Origin of the sequence: Plantactinospora sp. ZYX-F-223, from assembly GCF_039649625.1 — a bacterium.
In the GTDB taxonomy this organism is placed as follows: Bacteria; Actinomycetota; Actinomycetes; order Mycobacteriales; family Micromonosporaceae; genus Plantactinospora.
Map to the genome: position 1 here is coordinate 141,722 of NZ_JBDJAV010000004.1, position 18,050 is coordinate 159,771.

Sequence of the window (18,050 nt, forward strand, 5' to 3'; positions counted from 1 at the left end):
CCATCCCATCCGCGACGGCACAGTCGCGATGCGGACTCGCGCGCAAAGCCGGAGTTCCCGTTCTTCGGGACGTATTCGGTGGCCAGCTCAGCGACGGGGTCGGGACGACGCGGAGCGAGATCGGTCGACTCGGAGTGATCGGCGGCGACGTCGTACAGCTCCGATGGCCCGGGGTGCTCGCGGACCAGCTTCCGCCGCCCCCGGCGTACCGCGGCATTGCCGAGGTGTTCCCAGCACAGGGGCACCTCCGGTAGCTGCTCTCCGCAGTGCACGAGGAACGGGGTGGCGACGCCACCCTCGTGCACCCACCGCTGGTGCCAGTACGCGGGAGCGTAAGCACCTCCACGAGCGGCGCCGGACGGCGCCAGACATGACCTCTTGACGGAGCGGAAATCTCTCCGTAACGTCGGCGACGATCTTCTTCATACGTATTAAAGAGGTTCTCGACATGACGACGCCACGTCGGCGAGCTACCCAAGTCGACATTGCCCGTCGCCTCGGCGTGTCCCAGGCGACGGTGTCCCTGGTGATCAGCGGTGGGCCGGCGAGCGCGAACGTCGCCGAGCAGACTCGGCGGGCTGTGCTGGAGGCAGCGGCCGAGCTCGGCTATGCGGTGAACCCCGTGGCAAGAAGCCTCAAGGGTGGCCGCAACCGGTTGCTCGGCGTGTTCACCTTCGAGCCGGTCTTCCCCGTAGATCAACGGGACTTCTACTTCCCGTTCCTGCTCGGCGTCGAGGGGGCCACCGCCGAGTACGGCTACGACCTCCTGCTGTTCAGCTCGGCGACCGCCGGCGATGATCGCCGCATCTACGCCGGCGGAGTCAACCGGCTCAAGTTGGCCGACGGCTGCGTCCTGCTCGGACGTCGTCTCCACCACGACGATCTGACGGCGCTGCTGCGCGAGGACTTTCCGTTCGTCTTCATCGGTCGGCGCGAGGTGCCCGGCCAACAGCTGTCCTATGTAGCGGCCGACTACGTCGGCGCGACACGCGCAGCGGTGCAGTCCCTGGTCCGTCTCGGACACCGCCGGTTCGCGTACTTGAAGGCGACCGACGACAAGGAATGGTTGCGGGACCGCGAGGCGGGCTTCTGGGCGGGGCTCGCCGCTGCCGGGATCCCGGGTGACGACGTCGTGATCCACCCGCCGGACGAGCATCCCGCCGACATCACCCGGGCCCGGTTCGAAGATTGGCTTGCCGCGGGCATCACGGCGATCCTGGTAGAGCACAGCGAAGAGGACAGCGCAATCCTCGCCGTGGAGCGGGCGGCCGCCGAGGCTGGCGCAAGCATTCCGCAGGACTGCTCGGTTTTCCTTCTCGGTGACCCACCGTTGGTCCACGCGACCGCCCGCGACTGGACCCGGTTCAGCATCCCTCGGGAACAGATGGGCCGCGAAGCCGTGCGCCTGCTGCTCGAACTGCTCGACGCCGGGGTCGGACAGCACCGGCAGATCTATCTGGACTGTATTCAGGTCCCGGGCGATTCGGTCTCGGCACCGCCCTCGACGGGAGTGACGAGATGATCGAACGCGATACGGCACCGGCGTGGTTGACCAGACGACAGGCGATCGCCGCCGGGTTGGGTGCGGCCACCGCCGTCCTGGCCGGGACGCCGTCGGCGGCCCGCGAAAGCCTCCGGCGCACCGATGCAGGATTCCTGGATCCGACGACGCTGTGGTCCCGTGGCGAGAACGGATGGGTCGACTTCCGGGTGCACGCCGTGGACGTGACGCCGAAAGGCACGGTGCTGGCCTTCAGTGAGGCGCGCTTCGGCTCCAGCGCCGACGATGGCCCGAAGGACCTGGTCCTGCGGCGCAGCACCGACGGCGGTCGGACCTGGGGTCCGACGCGGTACCTCGAACACCACGACGGCGGCGCCTGGGCCAATCCCACACCCGTGGTCGACCGGCGCACCGGACGCATCACACTCTTCTATGCGCTGAACGACAGGGGCGAGTCCTCGAGGGTCTTCCGGCGCACCTCGACCGATGACGCCCGCACCTGGAGCAACCCGGTCGAGGTGACGGACCTGTTCGCCGCGAACGGGCGTGGATGGACCTTCCACCTACCCGGGCCGGGCCGCGGCATTCAGCTCGCCAGCGGTCGGCTGCTGGTCGAGGTGTGGCATCGGCGGACGCTGAGCCTGCCTGCCGCCGAACGCGACTACGGCGCGAGCGTCATCTACAGCGACGACGGCGGCCGCAGCTGGGCCGGTGGCGGCGTCGTGCCGGACCCTGCGGGGCTCGGCCTGGACGAGGCGCGGATCGCGCAGCTCGCCACGGGCGAGGTGGTGGTGCACTCCCGGCTGGCCGGCGGGGTGAGCAACACCAGCCGTGCCGTGGCCCGTAGCCGCGACGGCGGTCGGACCTTCACCGAGGCCGTCATCGAGACGAACATCGCCCCGCACGCGGGGATCGCGGCCGGCCTCGCCGCCCGGGTCGACCGGCGCGGCGTCGAGCGCATCGTCTACACCAGTCCCGTGACCGGCACCGCACGGGAGACCTTGTACGCGCGGATCAGCTACGACGGCGCCGAGTCGTGGTCGTGGGGCCGGATCGTCGAGGGTGCGCGGGCCGGCTATTCCGATCTCGTATGGCTGAGCGACAGCGAACTGCTCGTCCTCTACAGCAGGCTGGGACCGACCGGAGTCGAGACGCAGGACGTCGTGGCAGCCCGGTTCGACCTGGCCTGGCTCACCGAGGACCGCGACAGCGTCCACCAGGGGCCGGCGCAGCTGCACAGGCTCCACCAGGTGGAGGGACTGCGGGTCGAAACGACGATCCCGCGGGCACCGATGGTTCTCGACGCGGCGGCGGCCGGCTCCGCCGTGGCCCACATTCCGGCGGTGGCCCGCGGTGACGGGTACGCCGTGACGATCGTGCCAGCCGTGACCGGTCCCCGCCGTCTGCGATGCCGCTTCCGCGCACCGCAGGAAGCGGGCGGCGGCGATGTCGCCGTCACCGTGGACGGTCGCCGCAGGGGCGGTGTCGTCACCACCTCATCCGGCACCCCCTACCTGGACGCCGACCTGGGGCTGATCACCGTCCGCGCGAAACGGCCGGTGCGCGTCGAGTTCGTCGCGGCCGGTGCGGGTCCCGACGGCACATACGCATTCCAGCTCGATTCGATCCGGCTCGACCCACCCGGCAGGGCTTAGCAGTACTTCACATCCCCCATCCGGCACATTTCGCTATCGCCACGGAGGCATGGTGCAGAAGGTTATCCACTATGAGCGCGGCCTGGAAAAGTTCAAGCCATTGCGCAACATCGTCACCTACGACGACTTCGACAAGGGCTTCAACGGGTGGCTGGACCTGACGCCCAACTTCGTCAACGACGACTACCGGCATTACCCGTCGGAAGTGGACCTGGCGAGTTGGGCACCGTCGATGATCAGCGCGGCGCCGATGCGGTTCGCCGCCACGCACGGATCGATGGAGGGCACGTACTCGCTGAAACTGAACACCAGGCCGGTCGCCAACCGGTACGAGGAAAAGCCGGCCAACGGCAGCATGGGTGTCGCGTTGAAGCGGCTGTCGAACTTCGACCCGGCGATGCGGTACATCCAGATCGAGGCGTGGTACGCGTACACGCCGCAGCAGGACCGGCTCGGTTTCGGCGAGGAGGACATTCGCGCGTTCGGGTTCTACTTTGACCTGCAGGACGCGCAGTACCGCTGGATGCCGGGAGTGCGGTACGTGAACTCCGTCAACGGCACGCTCACCAAGAAGTGGCAGTACTGGCGGGTGGCCGACGGGGTGACGAAGAAGGACTGGTGCTACGGCCGCGAGGACGGCTGGCAGCGTCCCGGGATCGACAACCTCTGGTACGGCCGCCGCTACCCCGACGGCTCGGCCGATGCCTTCCAGTGGGTGCCCGACGGTGAGCAGGACCTGCTGTACAACGAGAGCCCGGACAAGCTCAACTGGCTCTATTTCCGGCTGCTGGTCGACTACCAGCGGCGTGAGTACGTCGAGATGCAGAGCATGGACCGCACGTTCGACCTGCGTGGACTGGCACCGACGCTGACCGAGCCGTACAAGAACATCACCAACCTGATCAACCCGATCTTCTTCGTCGAGACCGACACGGACCGGTCCGTGAATCTCTTCCTCGATTCCGTCGTGTACTCCACGGACTGACCGCTGCCGGCCAACCGTCGTTCCACTGGGAAAGGTCCTTCGTGCTCACATTCGCTACTTCCGTGATCGAACGCCGTCTCACGATCACCGCCGACCACGCCACCCATTCCTACGAAGCGGGTTGGGCCGGCGAGGCGGTCTTCTTCGTCCAGGTCGAAGGCGACCACCCGGATCTGTCCGTCCAGGCACAGATCTCGCCGGACGGGCTGCACTGGGTGGACCGGGGCGACCCTCGGGTGATTGCGGCGGGCGAGAGGATCGCCGCGATCGAACTGACGAACTTCGGTGGGTGGCTGCGGCTGGCGTTCAGCGGCGCCACGCAGCAGCAGCCGGCGACCGTCCTGGTCCATCTCGCCCTGAAGGGATGACCCGCAGGCGGCCACGCTTTCGGGCCCGTTAGTGAACCTTTTTCAACCTCCTCTTGCGGTCCGTCGAAGCGCGAGGTCGGACGCGGTGTGTGAGCGCCGCGCGGTTCAGGTTGAAAAAGGTTCAGTGACAAGAAGGAGGAGAGATACTGATGTTTCCCCGGCTGGTCCGGCGACTCGGCCTCATGGTCTTCACCGTCTGGGGGACTCTGAGCCTCACCTTCGTTATCCTGCGGCTCGCGCCTGGCAATCAAGCCACCGTCCAGTTGGGGCCTGAGGCCACCGCGGCAGAAGTAGACGCACTGCGTGAAGAGCTCGGACTCGACCGGCCGATCTTCGCGCAGTACCTCAGCTACCTGCGCGAAGCCGTCACCGGTGACTTCGGAGAGTCGTACCGCTTCCACGAGTCGGCGATGACAGTCATCCTCGACCGCCTCCCGGCCACCATCCTGCTCACAGCGACGGCGACGCTGCTGGCTCTGGTGCTCGGCCCGCTGCTGGGCATCCTGGCCGGCCGCGCGCCGGGGCGGCTCGCCGACCGAACGATCTCGGCCGTCACCCTGGTGATGCAGGCGCTTCCGTCGTTCTGGTCGGGCATCATGCTGATCCTGCTGATGGCGCTGACCCTGCGGCTGCTACCCAGTGCGGGGTCCGGGGACTTCCGGCATCTGGTGCTGCCGGCGATCACCCTCGCCATCCCGTTCACCGCCCTGGTGGCCCGGATCACCCGCAGCAGTCTCGCGGAGGTCACCAGCGAGCCGTACATCCTGACCGCCCGGTCGAAAGGCCTGTCCGAGCGGACGGTGCTGGCCCGCCACGCCGTACGCAACTCGGTGATCCCGGTGGTGAGCATCGTGGCGCTGCACATCGGCACCCTGATGGGCGGCGCGGTGATCGTCGAGCAGGTGTTCGCCTGGCAGGGTGTCGGCTCGTTGCTGGTCAGCGCCGTCGGCAACCGCGACTACGCCATCGTGCAGGGGGCGACCGTCCTCATCGCGATCGTCGTCGTGGCGCTGAACCTGCTCGCCGACGTCCTCAACGCCCGGCTGGATCCCCGGATCCGGGCGGGGGTGGCGTCGTGACGGCGCCAGCCAGCGCCACCGGGCGTAGGACGGGAGGCGCCGAATGACCGCGCTGGAGCTGGCGCATAGCCCGGTCACACCGGTCCCGGTGACGGCCGCCCGGACCAGGGTGGGCCGGGCAGTACAGGCCCTCCCGATGGTGGTCTTCGGGCTGTACGTGCTGGTCGGCGCCATCGGCCCGCTGATCGTCGACTACTCCCCCGTACGCGGCGACCTCGACGACCGGCTGCTCAGCCCCGGCTCGGTCACCAGCGACGGCAGCACGGCGGTCTTCGGCACCGACGCCCTCGGCCGGGACCTGCTCGGCCAGGTGGTGTACGGCGCCCGCACGTCGATCGTCATCGGGCTGCTGGTGGTTGTCTTCAGCGGACTTGTCGGCATCGCCGTCGGCACGTTCGCCGGGTACCGGCGAGGGATCACCGACGTGGCGGTGTCCCGCGTCATCGACGTGCTGCTCGCGTTCCCGGGCATCCTGCTGGCCATCGTCATCGCCGGCGTCTTCGACCGGAGCCTCGTGATCGTCGTCATCGCGCTCACCGTCACCAACTGGGTCAGCTTCGCCCGCCTGTCGCGGTCCATGGCGATGAGCCTGCGCGAGCGGGACTGGGTCAGGTCGGCGACCGTGATGGGGCTGCCCCGGCGGACCATCGTGACCCGGCACATCGTGCCCTTCCTCGCCGGGCCCGCGCTCGCACTGGCGACGACCGAGTTCGCCGGCGCCATTCTCGCCGAGGCGAGCCTGAGCTTCCTCGGACTGGGCCTGCCACCGTCGTCCGTCTCCTGGGGACAGACGATCGCCTCCGGCAAGGAGTACCTCGCCAGCGCCTGGTGGATATCCACCATCCCGGGCATCGCCCTCGCCCTGCTCGTCATCAGCGTGGGACTCACCGGAGACCTGTTCACCCGCCACGTCGGCCGCCGGCGATGACGACACACGACACCACCGCACACACCCCCATCCCCGCAGCACAGTCGAACGCAGCACAGTAAGGAGCACGACCATGAGGTCTATCCGGCTCGCCGCCGTCGCGACAACGACGGTCCTTACCCTGGCAACAACCGCCGCATGCGGCGCAGATGACAACTCCGGCGGCGGCAGTGGCGGCCAGCTCGTCGTGGCCGGCCAGTTCCCGATCGAGTCGATCGACCCGAACGGCAAGCTCGCCATCGACGGCGGCACCGGTCTCGCCTCGTTGCAGCTGTACGCCCCACTGCTGGCGACGGTCGGCCCCGGCGAGTTCCAGGGCGTCGCGGCCGAGAAATGGGAGTCGAACGACACCGCGACGCAGTTCACCTTCACCTTGAAGGACGGGATTACGTTCTCCGACGGCTCCGCGCTGACCGGCAAGGACGTCGCGGCGTCGTTCACCCGCACCGTGGAGGCGAAGAGCCCGTTCTCGGCGAACTTCGTCAACGTCGCTGTCGAGTCGACCGATGACACGGTGACGTTCAAGCCCGCCGAGCCCGACCCGGCGCTGCTGGCGAAGCTGACCGGACTGAGGATCACCCCGGCGAGCGCCACCGAGGACAGCTACACGGGTACGCCGGTGACGTCGGGTCCGTTCAAGGTCAAGTCGTTCAGTCCCGGCGGGGACCTGGTGATCGTTCCCAACGAGAAGTTCTGGGGAGAGAAGCCGAAGGTGGACCAGGTGACCATCCGGTCCATCCCTGAGGTGGCGGCCAGGGTCACCGCCCTGCAGACCGGCGAAGCGGACATCATCTGGGGCATCCCCGATGACCAGGTGACCCAGCTACGCAGCAACTCCGACATCAAGTTCGTGACCGCCGACGGAAGCGGGGTCATGACAATGTGGATGAATGCCTCGACGCCGGCACTGAACAAGGCCGAGGTTCGGCGGGCCCTGTGGCAGGCGGTGAACTTCGACAAGATCATCAAGGCGCTGTACCCAGAAAGCGGCCAACCCGCCGACTCGGTGCTGGCGCCGACGGTGTTCGGCTACGCGCCGCAGAAGCCGGTCGGCTACGACCCGCAGGCGGCGAAGCAGGCACTCGTCAACGCCGGCTTCGACTTCAACACCACCCTGCGCTTCCACTTCTCGCAGACGCAGTTCAAGCAGTGGGTGGAGTCGGTCGTCTCCGACCTGGCCGCCATCGGGGTCAAGGTCGAGGCGTTGCAGAAGGAGCAGGCCGTCTACACCGAGGACCTGCTGAACCTGAACTGGGATATCAACATCCAGCAGGTCGGCACGCTCGGCCTGGACGCGTCGTACAACCTGGGCAGGCTCTACACCTGCGCGGCGAAGCGGACCGGGTACTGCAACCCGGAGCTGGACGCACTGCTGAAGAAGGGCAACACCTCCACCGATCAGGAGACGCGCAAGCAGGCGTACGGGGACGCGACCGCGCTGATCTGGAACGAGGCGGTCGGCATGTACCCCATGTTCGTCAAGGTCGTCTTCGCCACCCGGTCCGGCATCTCCGGACTCGCACCCACCCTCGAAAGCCTGCCGCCGCTGAACATGGTCTCGGTTGATGATTGACCGGCGCCGGCCGACGAGTGCGACGGCACTGATGTCCACCCAGCTGCCCGCGGCATCCCAGCCATCGGCCGCGGCGACCCTGCGGGTCAGGGACCTGTCGATCCGGCTGCCCGGCCCCCGCGGCATGGCCACCGTGGTCGACGGCGTCTCCTTCGACATCGCGCAGGGTCGCACCACGGGGGTGATCGGCGAGTCCGGCAGCGGCAAATCGCTCACCGCGATGGCGCTCGTCCGCCTCACCCCGGACACCGCCGTACTCAGCGGGCAGGTGCTGCTCGGCGAGGAAAACCTGCTTCGGGCCGGCCCCACCCGCATCCGGCAGGTCCGGGGCCGGGAGATCTCCGTGGTGTTCCAGGACCCGTCGACCGCGCTGAACCCGACGATGACGATCGGCGACCAGGTCGGCGAGATCCTGTGGGACCGCGGACTGTCCCGGCGCCAGGCCCGCCAGCGTGCCGTGGAACTGCTCGACCATGTCGGCATCCCCGATCCGGGCAACCGGGTCCGCGCCTACCCGCACGAGTTCTCCGGCGGGATGCGGCAACGTGCGATGATCGCGCTGGCGCTGGCCGGCGGGCCGAAGATCATCCTCGCCGACGAGCCGACCACCGCGCTGGACGTCACCGTGCAGGCCCGGATCCTGGACCTGCTCGCCCGGCTGCGCGACGAGGACCGCCTGTCGATGCTGCTCGTCAGCCACGACCTGCGGGTGATGTCGCACGTCGCCGACGATCTCGTCGTCATGTACGCCGGCCGGGTCGCCGAGAGCGGACCGGCGAAGGCCGTACTCCGCCGGCCGCTACACCCCTACACCGCCGCGCTGGTGCGCAGCGTCCCGTCCGTGCACAAGCCGACCGCGATCGCCGACCCGCTGCCGGGGAGCCCGGCGAACCCGTTCGACCGACCCGCCGGCTGCCCGTTCCACCCCCGCTGCCCTCGCGCCGAGGACCGTTGCCGGGCCGAGGTGCCGGCACTGCGCGAGGTGGTGCCGGGACGGCTCAGCGCCTGCCACCTCGCGGAGGAGTTGCCGTGACCACCGCCACCGGACTGCAGATCACGGATCTGACCGTGACATACCCCGGGCCACGCAGCGGTGGGCTCGGCCGACGGACAACGATCACGGCGGTACGCCACGTGGCCCTCGACGTCGCGCCGCAGGAGACGGTCGCCCTGGTGGGCGAATCCGGCTCCGGGAAGTCGACGATCGCCCAGGCCATCGTGGGACTCGTCAAACCGGCCTCGGGAAGCATCCACTACGACGGGAAGTCCCTGCTGGGCCGGCGATCCGGCGACCGCGGCATGCGGCGCACCATCGCCATGATCTTTCAGGATCCCCGGTCCTCGCTGAACCCCCGACTATCTGCCGAGGCCTCCATCGCCGAAGCCTGGCAGGCACACCCGGACGCGGCCCCGGACGGCGTGCGCCGCAACCCCCGCCGCCGCCGCGACGCCGTGGTCGACCTGCTCGCCCAGGTCGGGCTGGACCCCGACGTCGCCGGCAAACGCCCGACCGCACTCTCCGGAGGTCAGTGCCAACGCGTCAGCATCGCCCGGGCACTCGCCCTCAACCCGCGGCTGCTCGTCTGCGACGAGGCCGTATCCGCCCTCGACGTCTCCGTCCAGGCGCAGGTGCTGCAACTACTGGTGAAGGTACGCCAGGCGCGGTCGCTGTCGATGCTGTTCATCACCCACGACCTCGGTGTGGTGCGCCAGGTCGCCGACCGCGTCCTCGTCATGCGCCGCGGCGAGATTGTCGAAAACGCCGAGGCACAGACGCTGTTCACCGCACCACGACACGACTACACCCGAGAACTCCTCGCGGCCGCCGTCGACCTCGACGCGGCCAACTGAGCCTCCCCGGTACCACCCACCAGTCCCATCCATACCAACCCACCGAATGGAGCAGGACGCAGTGACCGATCGAATCAACCGCCGCATGATGATCCGTTCCGCCGCCGCGGCAGGTGCCGCCGGCATCGGCGGACTCGCCCTCACCCGGCCGGCACACGCCGAAACCCCACCGCCGAGCCTGGTCGACGCCGATGGATCCCCGGTGCTCACCCCGCAGCAGTTCGGCGCGGTCGGCGACGGCGAGGCCGACGACACCGCCGCCATCCAGGCCGCCATCAACGCCGCCCGTACCCAACGGAACAAGATCGTCGTGCTCCCGCCGGGACTCTACAAGGTCACCTCGACTATCGTCGTCGGCGACCACGAATACGACACCCCGGGCGCCCACCTCAACCGGTTCGTGCTGCGCGGCTACGGCATGTTCGGCGAGGAGTCGTCAAAGATCACCTTTCATCACGACGGCGTCGGCATCCGGTGGGAGGCGTCGCTGGGCGGCATCCACGGCGTCGCGTTCGACGCCCCGGTGAAGACGGCCAACAACGTCGGAATCCACGTCGTGCGCCGGGCGAACACCGACGACACCGACATCATCATCGTCGAATGCTCGTTCCTGCGCTTCCACACCGCCGTCCAAAGCGTCGGGCGGGGTTTCCTGTTCACCAAGAACAAGGTCGCCGTCTGCACGAACGGCATCAGCATCTCCTGGCCCACCGAAGGGATCCAGGGCAGCGGCGTGCACGTGCTGCCCTACGGTACGCGCAAGTGGCTCATCACCGACAACCACTTCCACTCCAACTTCGACGCCATCATCTTCAACGGACCCCCGGACGGCGACTTCCGCGGCGCTGTCATCAGCAACAACCTGCTCGACATCGGTCGGCGGCTGTTCAAGGGCAGCCTCACCAACTCCACCATCACCGGCAACATGATCGAGAACGGCACCGGCAACGCCGTCATCCAGATCGACTCCGGCGGCCACAACCTCACCATCACCGGCAACATCATCGGCGGGTTCGACACTGACCCCGGGGCCTGGGAGCCGCCCCGCTACGCGATCCACTTCACCAGCGGGGTATCCGCGAAGAACGTCACCATCTCGGCGAACTCGTTCAACTGGATCCGCGGCTCCGCCATCCGGTTCGACCAGTCCGTGGACAAGGTCAGCATCACCGACAACTCATTCGACCACTTCAACCTCGTCAAGGCGGCCAGCCACGGCGCCGTGCACCTCGGCGCGGACGCCACCAGACTCGCCGTCCTCGGCAACGTCCTGTCGGCCAACCCCAACGGGCAACCCGGGGTCAACGTCGTCGGCACCCTGCGCGAGTCCAACGTCGTCGGCAACACGTTCGAGCAGGACGCCCTCGTCGCCGCCGGGACGATCAGCCCCGACTCCTACGTGGAGACCGAACCGGGCAGGTTCAGCAAGCTCCAGGTCGCCGCCGCGAAAGCCGCCGCCGTACGCGTCCTCAGCACCGCCACCGGCGGCATCGCAGCCGGCGACAGCTACGGCGGCTACCTCGTCGAAGGCGCACTGGCCGGCGGCTCCGGGCCGGGCGTCAAGGGCGGCGTCGAGGTGGTCGCGGTCAACGCATCCGGATCCGCGGCCACCAACCTGCTCTGCTCCACCACCAACACCAACGAGGTCGTCGCCTTCCAGGCCAGCGTCGCCGGGCTCATCCCCCCGACCGACAACGCCCGCGACATCGGCAGCCCCGACGCACAGATCCGCACCGTCTACACCCATGCCACCCGCCTGCACCCGTACACCGTCAAGACCCTGCCGCCCGCCGCCAGCAACACCGGCGCAATCATCCACGTCAACGACGGCCACGACGGCAAACCCTGCCTCGCCATGTCCGACGGCACGTCGTGGCAGCGCGTGCCGCTCGGCAACGCCATCCAGTAAGAACACAGTGGACGGCACGACATCGGCCGCGTGACGGCGCACCGCGGCGATCCACCGGGTGTAAAGCGCTCCTTTGCCACCGGCTACCCCGGCGGGATCGGCGACATCACCGGGCTGCGCAGCCGGATCTACCACTTGTCGCCGCTCGGCATCGACGCCATCTGGATCACGCCCTGGTCCGACTCGCCGCCGCGCGACGCAGGCCACGACGTGGCCGACTGTCGTGCCGTCCACCTCCGCTGCGGATCCACGAGGAAGCTCGCGAGCGCGTCGAGGAATGCCACCGGGCAGGCATCCGCGTCATCCTCGACATCGTCCCGAACCTCCTGCGACCACCTGTGCTCCCGGGCGTCTCCGCACTCGTCCCCCGCATCGGCTGCGATCGCTGCCGGATCGATGGGCCGGCCCGGGCGGGGTCTAGCCGCGGGGTATGACGCCGACCCGCTGCGCCCAGCGCTGGTACTCGGTGGCCAGCTCGACGACAAGGCCGGGGTGTCGCTGGGCGAGATCGTTCACCTCAGAGCGATCGACGTCCATATCGTACAGTTCCCACGGCTGCGAGTGCTCGCGGACCAGTTTCCACCGCCCCCGGCGTACCGCGGCGTTGCCGAGGTGTTCCCAGAACAAGTCGGAATCCGGTTCCGACTCTCCCCGCAGGGCGGGCAACATGCTCCGTCCCTCGGGCGGCAACACCTCCCGCCCCCGGTACTCGCGTGGGTAGTCGACGCCGGTAGCACCGGACAAGGTAGGTAACACATCGGTGAGCTGGAACGACGTCCGGACGATCCGACCGCCGGCCAGGCCGCCCGCCGGCCAGTGCGCGAGAAACGGGGTGGCGATACCGCCCTCGTGCACCCACCGCTTGTACAGCCGGAACGGCGTGTTGGACAGGTTTGCCCAGGCGACGCCGTAGCTGGCGTAGGTGTCCTCCGGGCCGGGGTCGATGCCCGGATCGTTGCCGACCCGCAGTGGCGCGCCGTCCCGGGTGGCGGCCGGGATCGTCGCCCGCCTGCTGCGGAACTCCTCGGGGTCACCGAGCGGCAACTCCTCGGCGCAGCCGCCGTTGTCGGACAGGAATACCACCACGGTGTCGTCAAGGACCCCGGAGCGCGCCAGTTGGTCCAGGATCCGCCCGATGCCCCGGTCCATCCGCTCGACCTGGGCGGCGTACACCTGCATGCGGCGTGCCTCCCACGCCTGGTGCGGCACCGCTGACCACGGCGGCTGTGCCGGGTCCCGCTCGGACAGTGGCGACTCCGCGCCGACCAAGCCTTCGGCACGCAGCCGCTCCAGCCGGCGGCCGCGCAGCTCGTCCCAGCCCGCCTCGTAGACACCGTCGTACCCGGCGATGTCCTCCGCTGGCGCGTGCAGCGGCCAGTGCGGCGCGGTGTAGGCGACGTAGGCGAAGAATGGGCGGTCACTGGCGGCCTGCCGGCCGATGAACTCCACCGCGTGATCGGTGATCGCGTCGGTGTAGAAGAACCGCGGATCGCGGGCCTCGGCACTCGCATCCGCCTCGCCCCGGCGCAGCGTCCCCGGGTCGTAGTAGCTGCCGCAGCCGCTGAGTGTGCCGAAGAAGTCGTCGAATCCCCGCCGCGTCGGCCACGAGTCGGACGGCTCCCACACCGACCCGCTCAGGTGCCACTTACCCGACAGGCTCGTGGCGTAGCCGGCGTCCCGGAGCAGTTCGGCGATGGTGACGCAGCGGTCGTTGAGGCTACCCGGGTACCCTCCGGGCCGGTTGGGGCTGGCCAGGACACCGATGCCGGTCTGGTGCGGGTGCAACCCGGTCAGCAGGGACGCGCGCGACGGGCTACACCGTGCCGTGTTGTAGAACTGCGACAGCCGCACCCCGGACCGCCCCAGCCGGTCAAGGTTCGGCGTGCGGATCTCGCCGCCGTAGCACCCGATGTCCGAGTACCCGAGGTCGTCGGCGACGATCAACACGATGTTCGGCCGCTTCATGGTGTCATCCTCTGCGAGTGGCCCGAGCGAAAGCTGATCCGGTGAGTTATCCCCTCGGCCGCAGCCATACGGCCGTGTCCGGCCCGAGCGGGTCGGGCGTCACGTCGATGGTGTCGCTGCGCAGGAGGGGAACCGCACCCGCTGGCACCGGCACCTCGGTGGCGCCGAGATTGACGATGCACTCGAAGGCCGACCCCCGCCGGAAGCGCAGGACCGAATCGGGTCGGACCACCCACTCAAGCTCCTGGGGGGCACCCAGGCTCCGGCGGATCCGCAGCGCCCGCGCCACGAGGTGGTACGTGGAGGTCGGGTCGTCCAGTTGGCTCTGGACCGAGTGTGTCTCCCAGCCGTCGGGCTGCGGGAGCCACGGGTCCGCGGAACCGAACCCGGCACCCTTAGGGTCCAGCGTCCACGGGAGCGGAACCCGGCAGCCGTCGCGTCCTCGGCGCCGCCCGCCGGAGCGGGTCCAGATTGGATCCTGGATGCGGTCGACGGGGATGTCCATGTGGTCGGGCAGGCCGAGCTCCTCGCCCTGGTATAGGTAGGCCACGCCGGGCAGGGCGAGCATGAGCAGGATCGCGGCCCTGGCCCGGCGCCGGCCCAGCTCGACGTCGACCGGTCCGAGCTCGTGGCCGGATCTGCCCGGCTGCTTCCGGGTGTTCGCACGCCCGTAGCGGGTCACCGTCCGTTCCACGTCGTGATTGGACAGTACCCAGGTCGGCGGTGCCCCGACCCGGGACATCGCGTGCAAGGTGGACTCGATGACCGAGGACAACTCGCCAGCGTCCCAGGCGGACTGCAGAAACGGAAAGTTAAAGGTGGTGTGGAGCTGGCCCGGCGCCACATAACGGGCCAGCCGCTCAGAATCGGCGACCCAGGCCTCCGCGACGAAGATCCTTGGTGGGTCGTACTCGCCGGCGAGTCTTCGCCAGTCACGGTAGATCGCATGCACCCCGTCGCGGTCCCGGTGCGGGTGGTCCGGCACGTTCGTGAGGACGAGCAGGTCCTCCTCCCGGTAGCCCAGGTCGGGATAGCCAGGGTGCTTGACCAGTCCGGTGGCGACGTCGATGCGGAACCCGTCGACACCACGGTCGAACCAGAACCGCAGGATGTCCAGGAACTCTCGGTGTACCTCGGGATGTGACCAGTTCAGGTCGGCCTGAGTGGGGTCGAACAGGTGCAGGTACCACTGTCCGGGCTCTCCGTCCGCCTCGGTCACCCGCTGCCAGGCGCTGCCGCCGAAGGTGCTGCGCCAGTCGTTGGGCGGCAGCTCACCGCTGGCTCCACGCCCGTCCACGAAGTGGTACCTGGCGCGCTCCGGTGAGCCGGGTGGGGCAGCGAGCGCGGCCTGAAACCAGGGATGGTCGGTAGAGGTGTGGTTCGGCACGATATCCAGGATGACCCTCAAGCCGTGCTGGTGTGCCTCCCCGATAAGCAGCTCGGCCTCCCGCAGGTCACCGTAGGCCGGGTCGATGGCGCGGTAGTCGCGTACGTCGTAGCCGCCGTCGTTGTTGGGCGAGGCGTACCAGGGGGTGATCCAGATGGCGTCGACACCGAGCTGCGCGAGGTAGCCGAGCCGGCTGCGGATTCCGGCGATGTCGCCGATGCCGTCGCCGTCGCTGTCCGCGAACGACCGGATGTATATCTGGTAGATGGCGGCGGTGCGCCACCACTGCGCGTCAGCCATCCGAGGTACCGATCAACTCGTGCTCCACCGTGGAGAGGAACCGCCGCAGGTCGGCGGTCTCGTCGTCGTCGAGGATCCGCAGCGGCGGGGCCAGGTCCGCCGGGCACAGCCCACGCAGCGCCAGCGTCGCCTTGACCACCGGAACACCCGGCCGGACGCTGTGTATCTTCATCAGCCGCACGATCCGCTCCTGAGCACGAGCGGCGCGCACGTCGTCGTCGCCACGATGGGCGGCGACCAACTCGACGGCGACGCGCGGCGCGATGTTCGCGATGCCGGGCGTGATTCCGTCCGCGCCTGCGGTCAACGCGTCGTACAGGTACTGTTCGGCGCCCTGGCTCACCCCGAAGTCCGGCCGGCGGCGGGCTACCTCCAGCCATTGGGCGAGGACGGCGGCATCGCCGGAGCTGTCCTTGACGCCGACGATGTGCGGCATCTCGGCCAACGCCCGGACCGAGCCGGCCACCAGCGGAGAGGCGTATCTCGGTGTGTTGTAGGCGATGACGGGAAGGGACGCCGTGCGGGCGGCGTGGTAATGCGCGGCGATGTCGCGCTCGTTGTGCTGGAAGTAGAACGGTGGGCTGAGCACCAGCGCGTCGGATCCGGCCTCGGCAGCGACCTCTGCCCGCAGCAGCGACTCGCGGGTCCCGGCGGCGGAGACGTTCACGACGACAGTTCCCCCTGGCACCCGCCGCTTCCACTGCCGGACGGCGTCGGCCAGGAACTGGCCGATGGACTGCGTGTCGAACAGCGGCCCCTCGCCGTTGGTGCCCAACAGCATGATCTTCTTGACGCCGACGGCGGCCAGCGCGTCGAAGTACCCACTGCCGGCGGCGAAATCCGGAACGCCGTGCCCGCCGATCGGCGTGACGGCCGGGACAACCACGCCGCTGAGCAGATCCTTGCCAGACAGCGCCATCAGTAACCCCGAATCTCTGGCCAGCCGAGCTCGACGCCGTCGGCGACCAACGTGTTCTGGAACATCCGCAGGTGCTGCTCCTTGCGGCGGACGTCATGCGGCTCCACCGCCTCGCGGTGGCAGTACGCCACCAGCGAGCCTGCCGCCTCGCCGATGTTCCACTCCACCGGGTGCAGCCGGTAGCAGCCGTTGGTGATGTGTGTGGTGCCGATGTTCTTCCCGGCCGGCAGCAGGTTGCGGATCCGGACCGGCAGCAGCGCGCCGAGCGGGATCTGGAAGGGACAGCTGGCGATGTCGATGTAGTTGTCTCCCCCGGTCGAGGGGTGCAGGTCGATCCGGTACATGCCGATCCCGACGGTGTCGTCGTACGCCACCGCGCCTGCGTCGCCCCGTACGGCGAGGGAGAGATCCTGCTCCACGATCGTGTATTCGGCCCGGATCCGCCGCGACTCCCGGATGTACGGCGCCGCGGCGAAACCGTCGACGGTGTCCATCACGTCCGGCCGCAGCCGTAGCCCCGGCCATCCCCGGCCGCCGTCCGGTCGTGGCGCCTCGGTCTGCAGCCAGTAGAGCATGCTGGCCGACAGCTCCCGGGCACCGCGCAGATGCTGTTGCTTCTCCTCCTCGCCGACCCCGATCAGCGGGCCGTCCAGGTAGTCGATCATCGGCCAGTTCACCAGGGTCACGTCGCTGGCGACGAAGCCCGGCTCGTACAGCTCACGGGCGACCACCCGGCGGAACTCCCACAGCTCCCGGTCGCCGGGATCCTGGCTCTGGTCGGCGATCACCTGCCCGGACCGCGCGTTCGGGGTGAAGGTCCGGGTCAGCGGCGCGAGCGTCCGGGGGTCGGGCGCGGTCAGCCCGATCTGCGGACCCGGCCAGTACGCCGGGCGGTAGCCGCGCCAGTAGTCGTACCGGGCCGGGCGCTCGATCACGTGATCCTCGCCCTCCCGGTGCTCGACGGCGAAGACCCACGAGATCGCCTGCATGTTGTCCGGCTGTGCCACCTCGGGTCCACTCGGCTCGCCGGTCTCGTGCCGGGACTCGAATCCCGTCACGTGCTCCACGTCGGCCAGCGGCAACACGTCGCCCAGCTCGGTGGCGTCCAGGTAGTACGGGCTGACGATGTGCACCCGGCCGGCGTCGGCGCGTTCCACGGTGATGCCGGTGGCCCGATCGCCGCGCAGTTCCACCGCGACCGGCCTGGTCCGGAGCAGGATGCGCAGCCGCCCGCTGCTCAGGTACGGGTCGATAAGGGACCGCAGCACCGCGCCGCTCACCCTCGGCTCGTGACACAACGGGCCGACCCGACCCAGTCCCGGGTTGAGCCGCGGGTCGTTCCTCGCCGTGACGGTGAGGGGGTACCACCGACGGTAGTAGTCCCGGACGGCGGACCGGTACCTGCGGTACGAGGCGGTACAGCCGAACTGCTCGATCCATCTGTGCTCGTCTGGCGGCACTCCCTGACTGGTGAACTGACCACCGATCCGGTCGGTCTCCTCCGTCAGCACCACCCGCAGGCCGCGCCGTAGCGCGGCGAGTGCCGCGGCAACGCCGCCCACGCCGCCACCGATGATGGCAAGATCGACGTCCGCAATCTGCGACTCCAATGTGCTCCGTTCCATCGTCT

General features: G+C 69.0%; 14 protein-coding genes and 1 pseudogene. 11 read left to right on the forward strand and 4 right to left on the reverse strand.

Annotated elements, in window-relative coordinates; genetic code table 11:
* Positions 1-448: 448 nt before the first annotated feature.
* The 11 genes and pseudogenes from AAH979_RS05675 to AAH979_RS05725 all read left to right on the forward strand — a co-directional run.
* The gene (locus AAH979_RS05675) at positions 449-1,522 is read left to right on the forward strand and encodes a LacI family DNA-binding transcriptional regulator (RefSeq protein ID WP_346256957.1); all 1,074 of its coding nucleotides are present in this window, start codon (positions 449-451) and stop codon (positions 1,520-1,522) included.
* Positions 1,519-3,156: a sialidase family protein gene (locus AAH979_RS05680; protein WP_346256958.1), complete on the forward strand. Its 1,638-nt coding sequence runs from the start codon at positions 1,519-1,521 to the stop codon at positions 3,154-3,156. The genes AAH979_RS05675 and AAH979_RS05680 overlap by 4 nt, the downstream gene beginning before the upstream one ends.
* Before the next feature lie 49 nt (positions 3,157-3,205).
* On the forward strand, positions 3,206-4,141 hold the full coding sequence (locus tag AAH979_RS05685) for a DUF6772 family protein (protein WP_346256959.1): 936 nt from the start codon (positions 3,206-3,208) through the stop codon (positions 4,139-4,141).
* Between the two features lie 62 nt (positions 4,142-4,203).
* Positions 4,204-4,509, forward strand: a complete 306-nt coding sequence (locus AAH979_RS05690) for a DUF6385 domain-containing protein (RefSeq protein WP_346256960.1) — start codon at positions 4,204-4,206, stop codon at positions 4,507-4,509.
* 149 nt (positions 4,510-4,658) lie between these two features.
* Complete coding sequence (locus AAH979_RS05695) at positions 4,659-5,588, forward strand: ABC transporter permease (RefSeq protein ID WP_346256961.1); 930 nt, start codon at positions 4,659-4,661, stop codon at positions 5,586-5,588.
* Between the two features lie 43 nt (positions 5,589-5,631).
* Positions 5,632-6,516, forward strand: a complete 885-nt coding sequence (locus tag AAH979_RS05700; RefSeq protein ID WP_346256962.1) for an ABC transporter permease — start codon at positions 5,632-5,634, stop codon at positions 6,514-6,516.
* A gap of 73 nt (positions 6,517-6,589) precedes the next feature.
* A complete protein-coding gene (locus AAH979_RS05705) occupies positions 6,590-8,089 on the forward strand; it encodes an ABC transporter substrate-binding protein (protein WP_346256963.1) in 1,500 nt (499 codons plus the stop codon).
* The gene (locus AAH979_RS05710; protein WP_346256964.1) at positions 8,082-9,122 is read left to right on the forward strand and encodes an ABC transporter ATP-binding protein; all 1,041 of its coding nucleotides are present in this window, start codon (positions 8,082-8,084) and stop codon (positions 9,120-9,122) included. The genes AAH979_RS05705 and AAH979_RS05710 overlap by 8 nt, the downstream gene beginning before the upstream one ends.
* Positions 9,119-9,940, forward strand: a complete 822-nt coding sequence (locus AAH979_RS05715) for an ATP-binding cassette domain-containing protein (RefSeq protein ID WP_346256965.1) — start codon at positions 9,119-9,121, stop codon at positions 9,938-9,940. The genes AAH979_RS05710 and AAH979_RS05715 overlap by 4 nt, the downstream gene beginning before the upstream one ends.
* A gap of 85 nt (positions 9,941-10,025) precedes the next feature.
* Positions 10,026-11,849, forward strand: coding sequence for a right-handed parallel beta-helix repeat-containing protein (locus AAH979_RS05720; RefSeq protein ID WP_346256966.1), 1,824 nt, complete (start codon positions 10,026-10,028; stop codon positions 11,847-11,849).
* 30 nt (positions 11,850-11,879) lie between these two features.
* A pseudogene (locus tag AAH979_RS05725) lies at positions 11,880-12,101 on the forward strand (alpha-amylase family glycosyl hydrolase); the annotation flags it as partial.
* A 165-nt stretch (positions 12,102-12,266) separates the two neighbouring features.
* On the opposite strand, the gene AAH979_RS05730 reads toward AAH979_RS05725, so the two are convergent.
* From AAH979_RS05730 to AAH979_RS05745, 4 genes are read right to left on the reverse strand one after another with little or no spacing between them, the layout of a single operon-like run.
* Entirely contained in the window at positions 12,267-13,814 is a 1,548-nt protein-coding gene (locus AAH979_RS05730; protein WP_346256967.1) for an arylsulfatase, read from the reverse strand.
* A gap of 46 nt (positions 13,815-13,860) precedes the next feature.
* Positions 13,861-15,501: a glycoside hydrolase family 13 protein gene (locus AAH979_RS05735; protein ID WP_346256968.1), complete on the reverse strand. Its 1,641-nt coding sequence runs from the start codon at positions 15,499-15,501 to the stop codon at positions 13,861-13,863.
* Positions 15,494-16,420, reverse strand: coding sequence for a dihydrodipicolinate synthase family protein (locus AAH979_RS05740; RefSeq protein WP_346256969.1), 927 nt, complete (start codon positions 16,418-16,420; stop codon positions 15,494-15,496). Before AAH979_RS05740 ends, AAH979_RS05735 begins: the two co-directional genes overlap by 8 nt.
* On the reverse strand, positions 16,420-18,045 hold the full coding sequence (locus AAH979_RS05745) for an FAD-dependent oxidoreductase (RefSeq protein ID WP_346256970.1): 1,626 nt from the start codon (positions 18,043-18,045) through the stop codon (positions 16,420-16,422). Before AAH979_RS05745 ends, AAH979_RS05740 begins: the two co-directional genes overlap by 1 nt.
* Between the last annotated feature and the right edge of the window lie 5 nt (positions 18,046-18,050).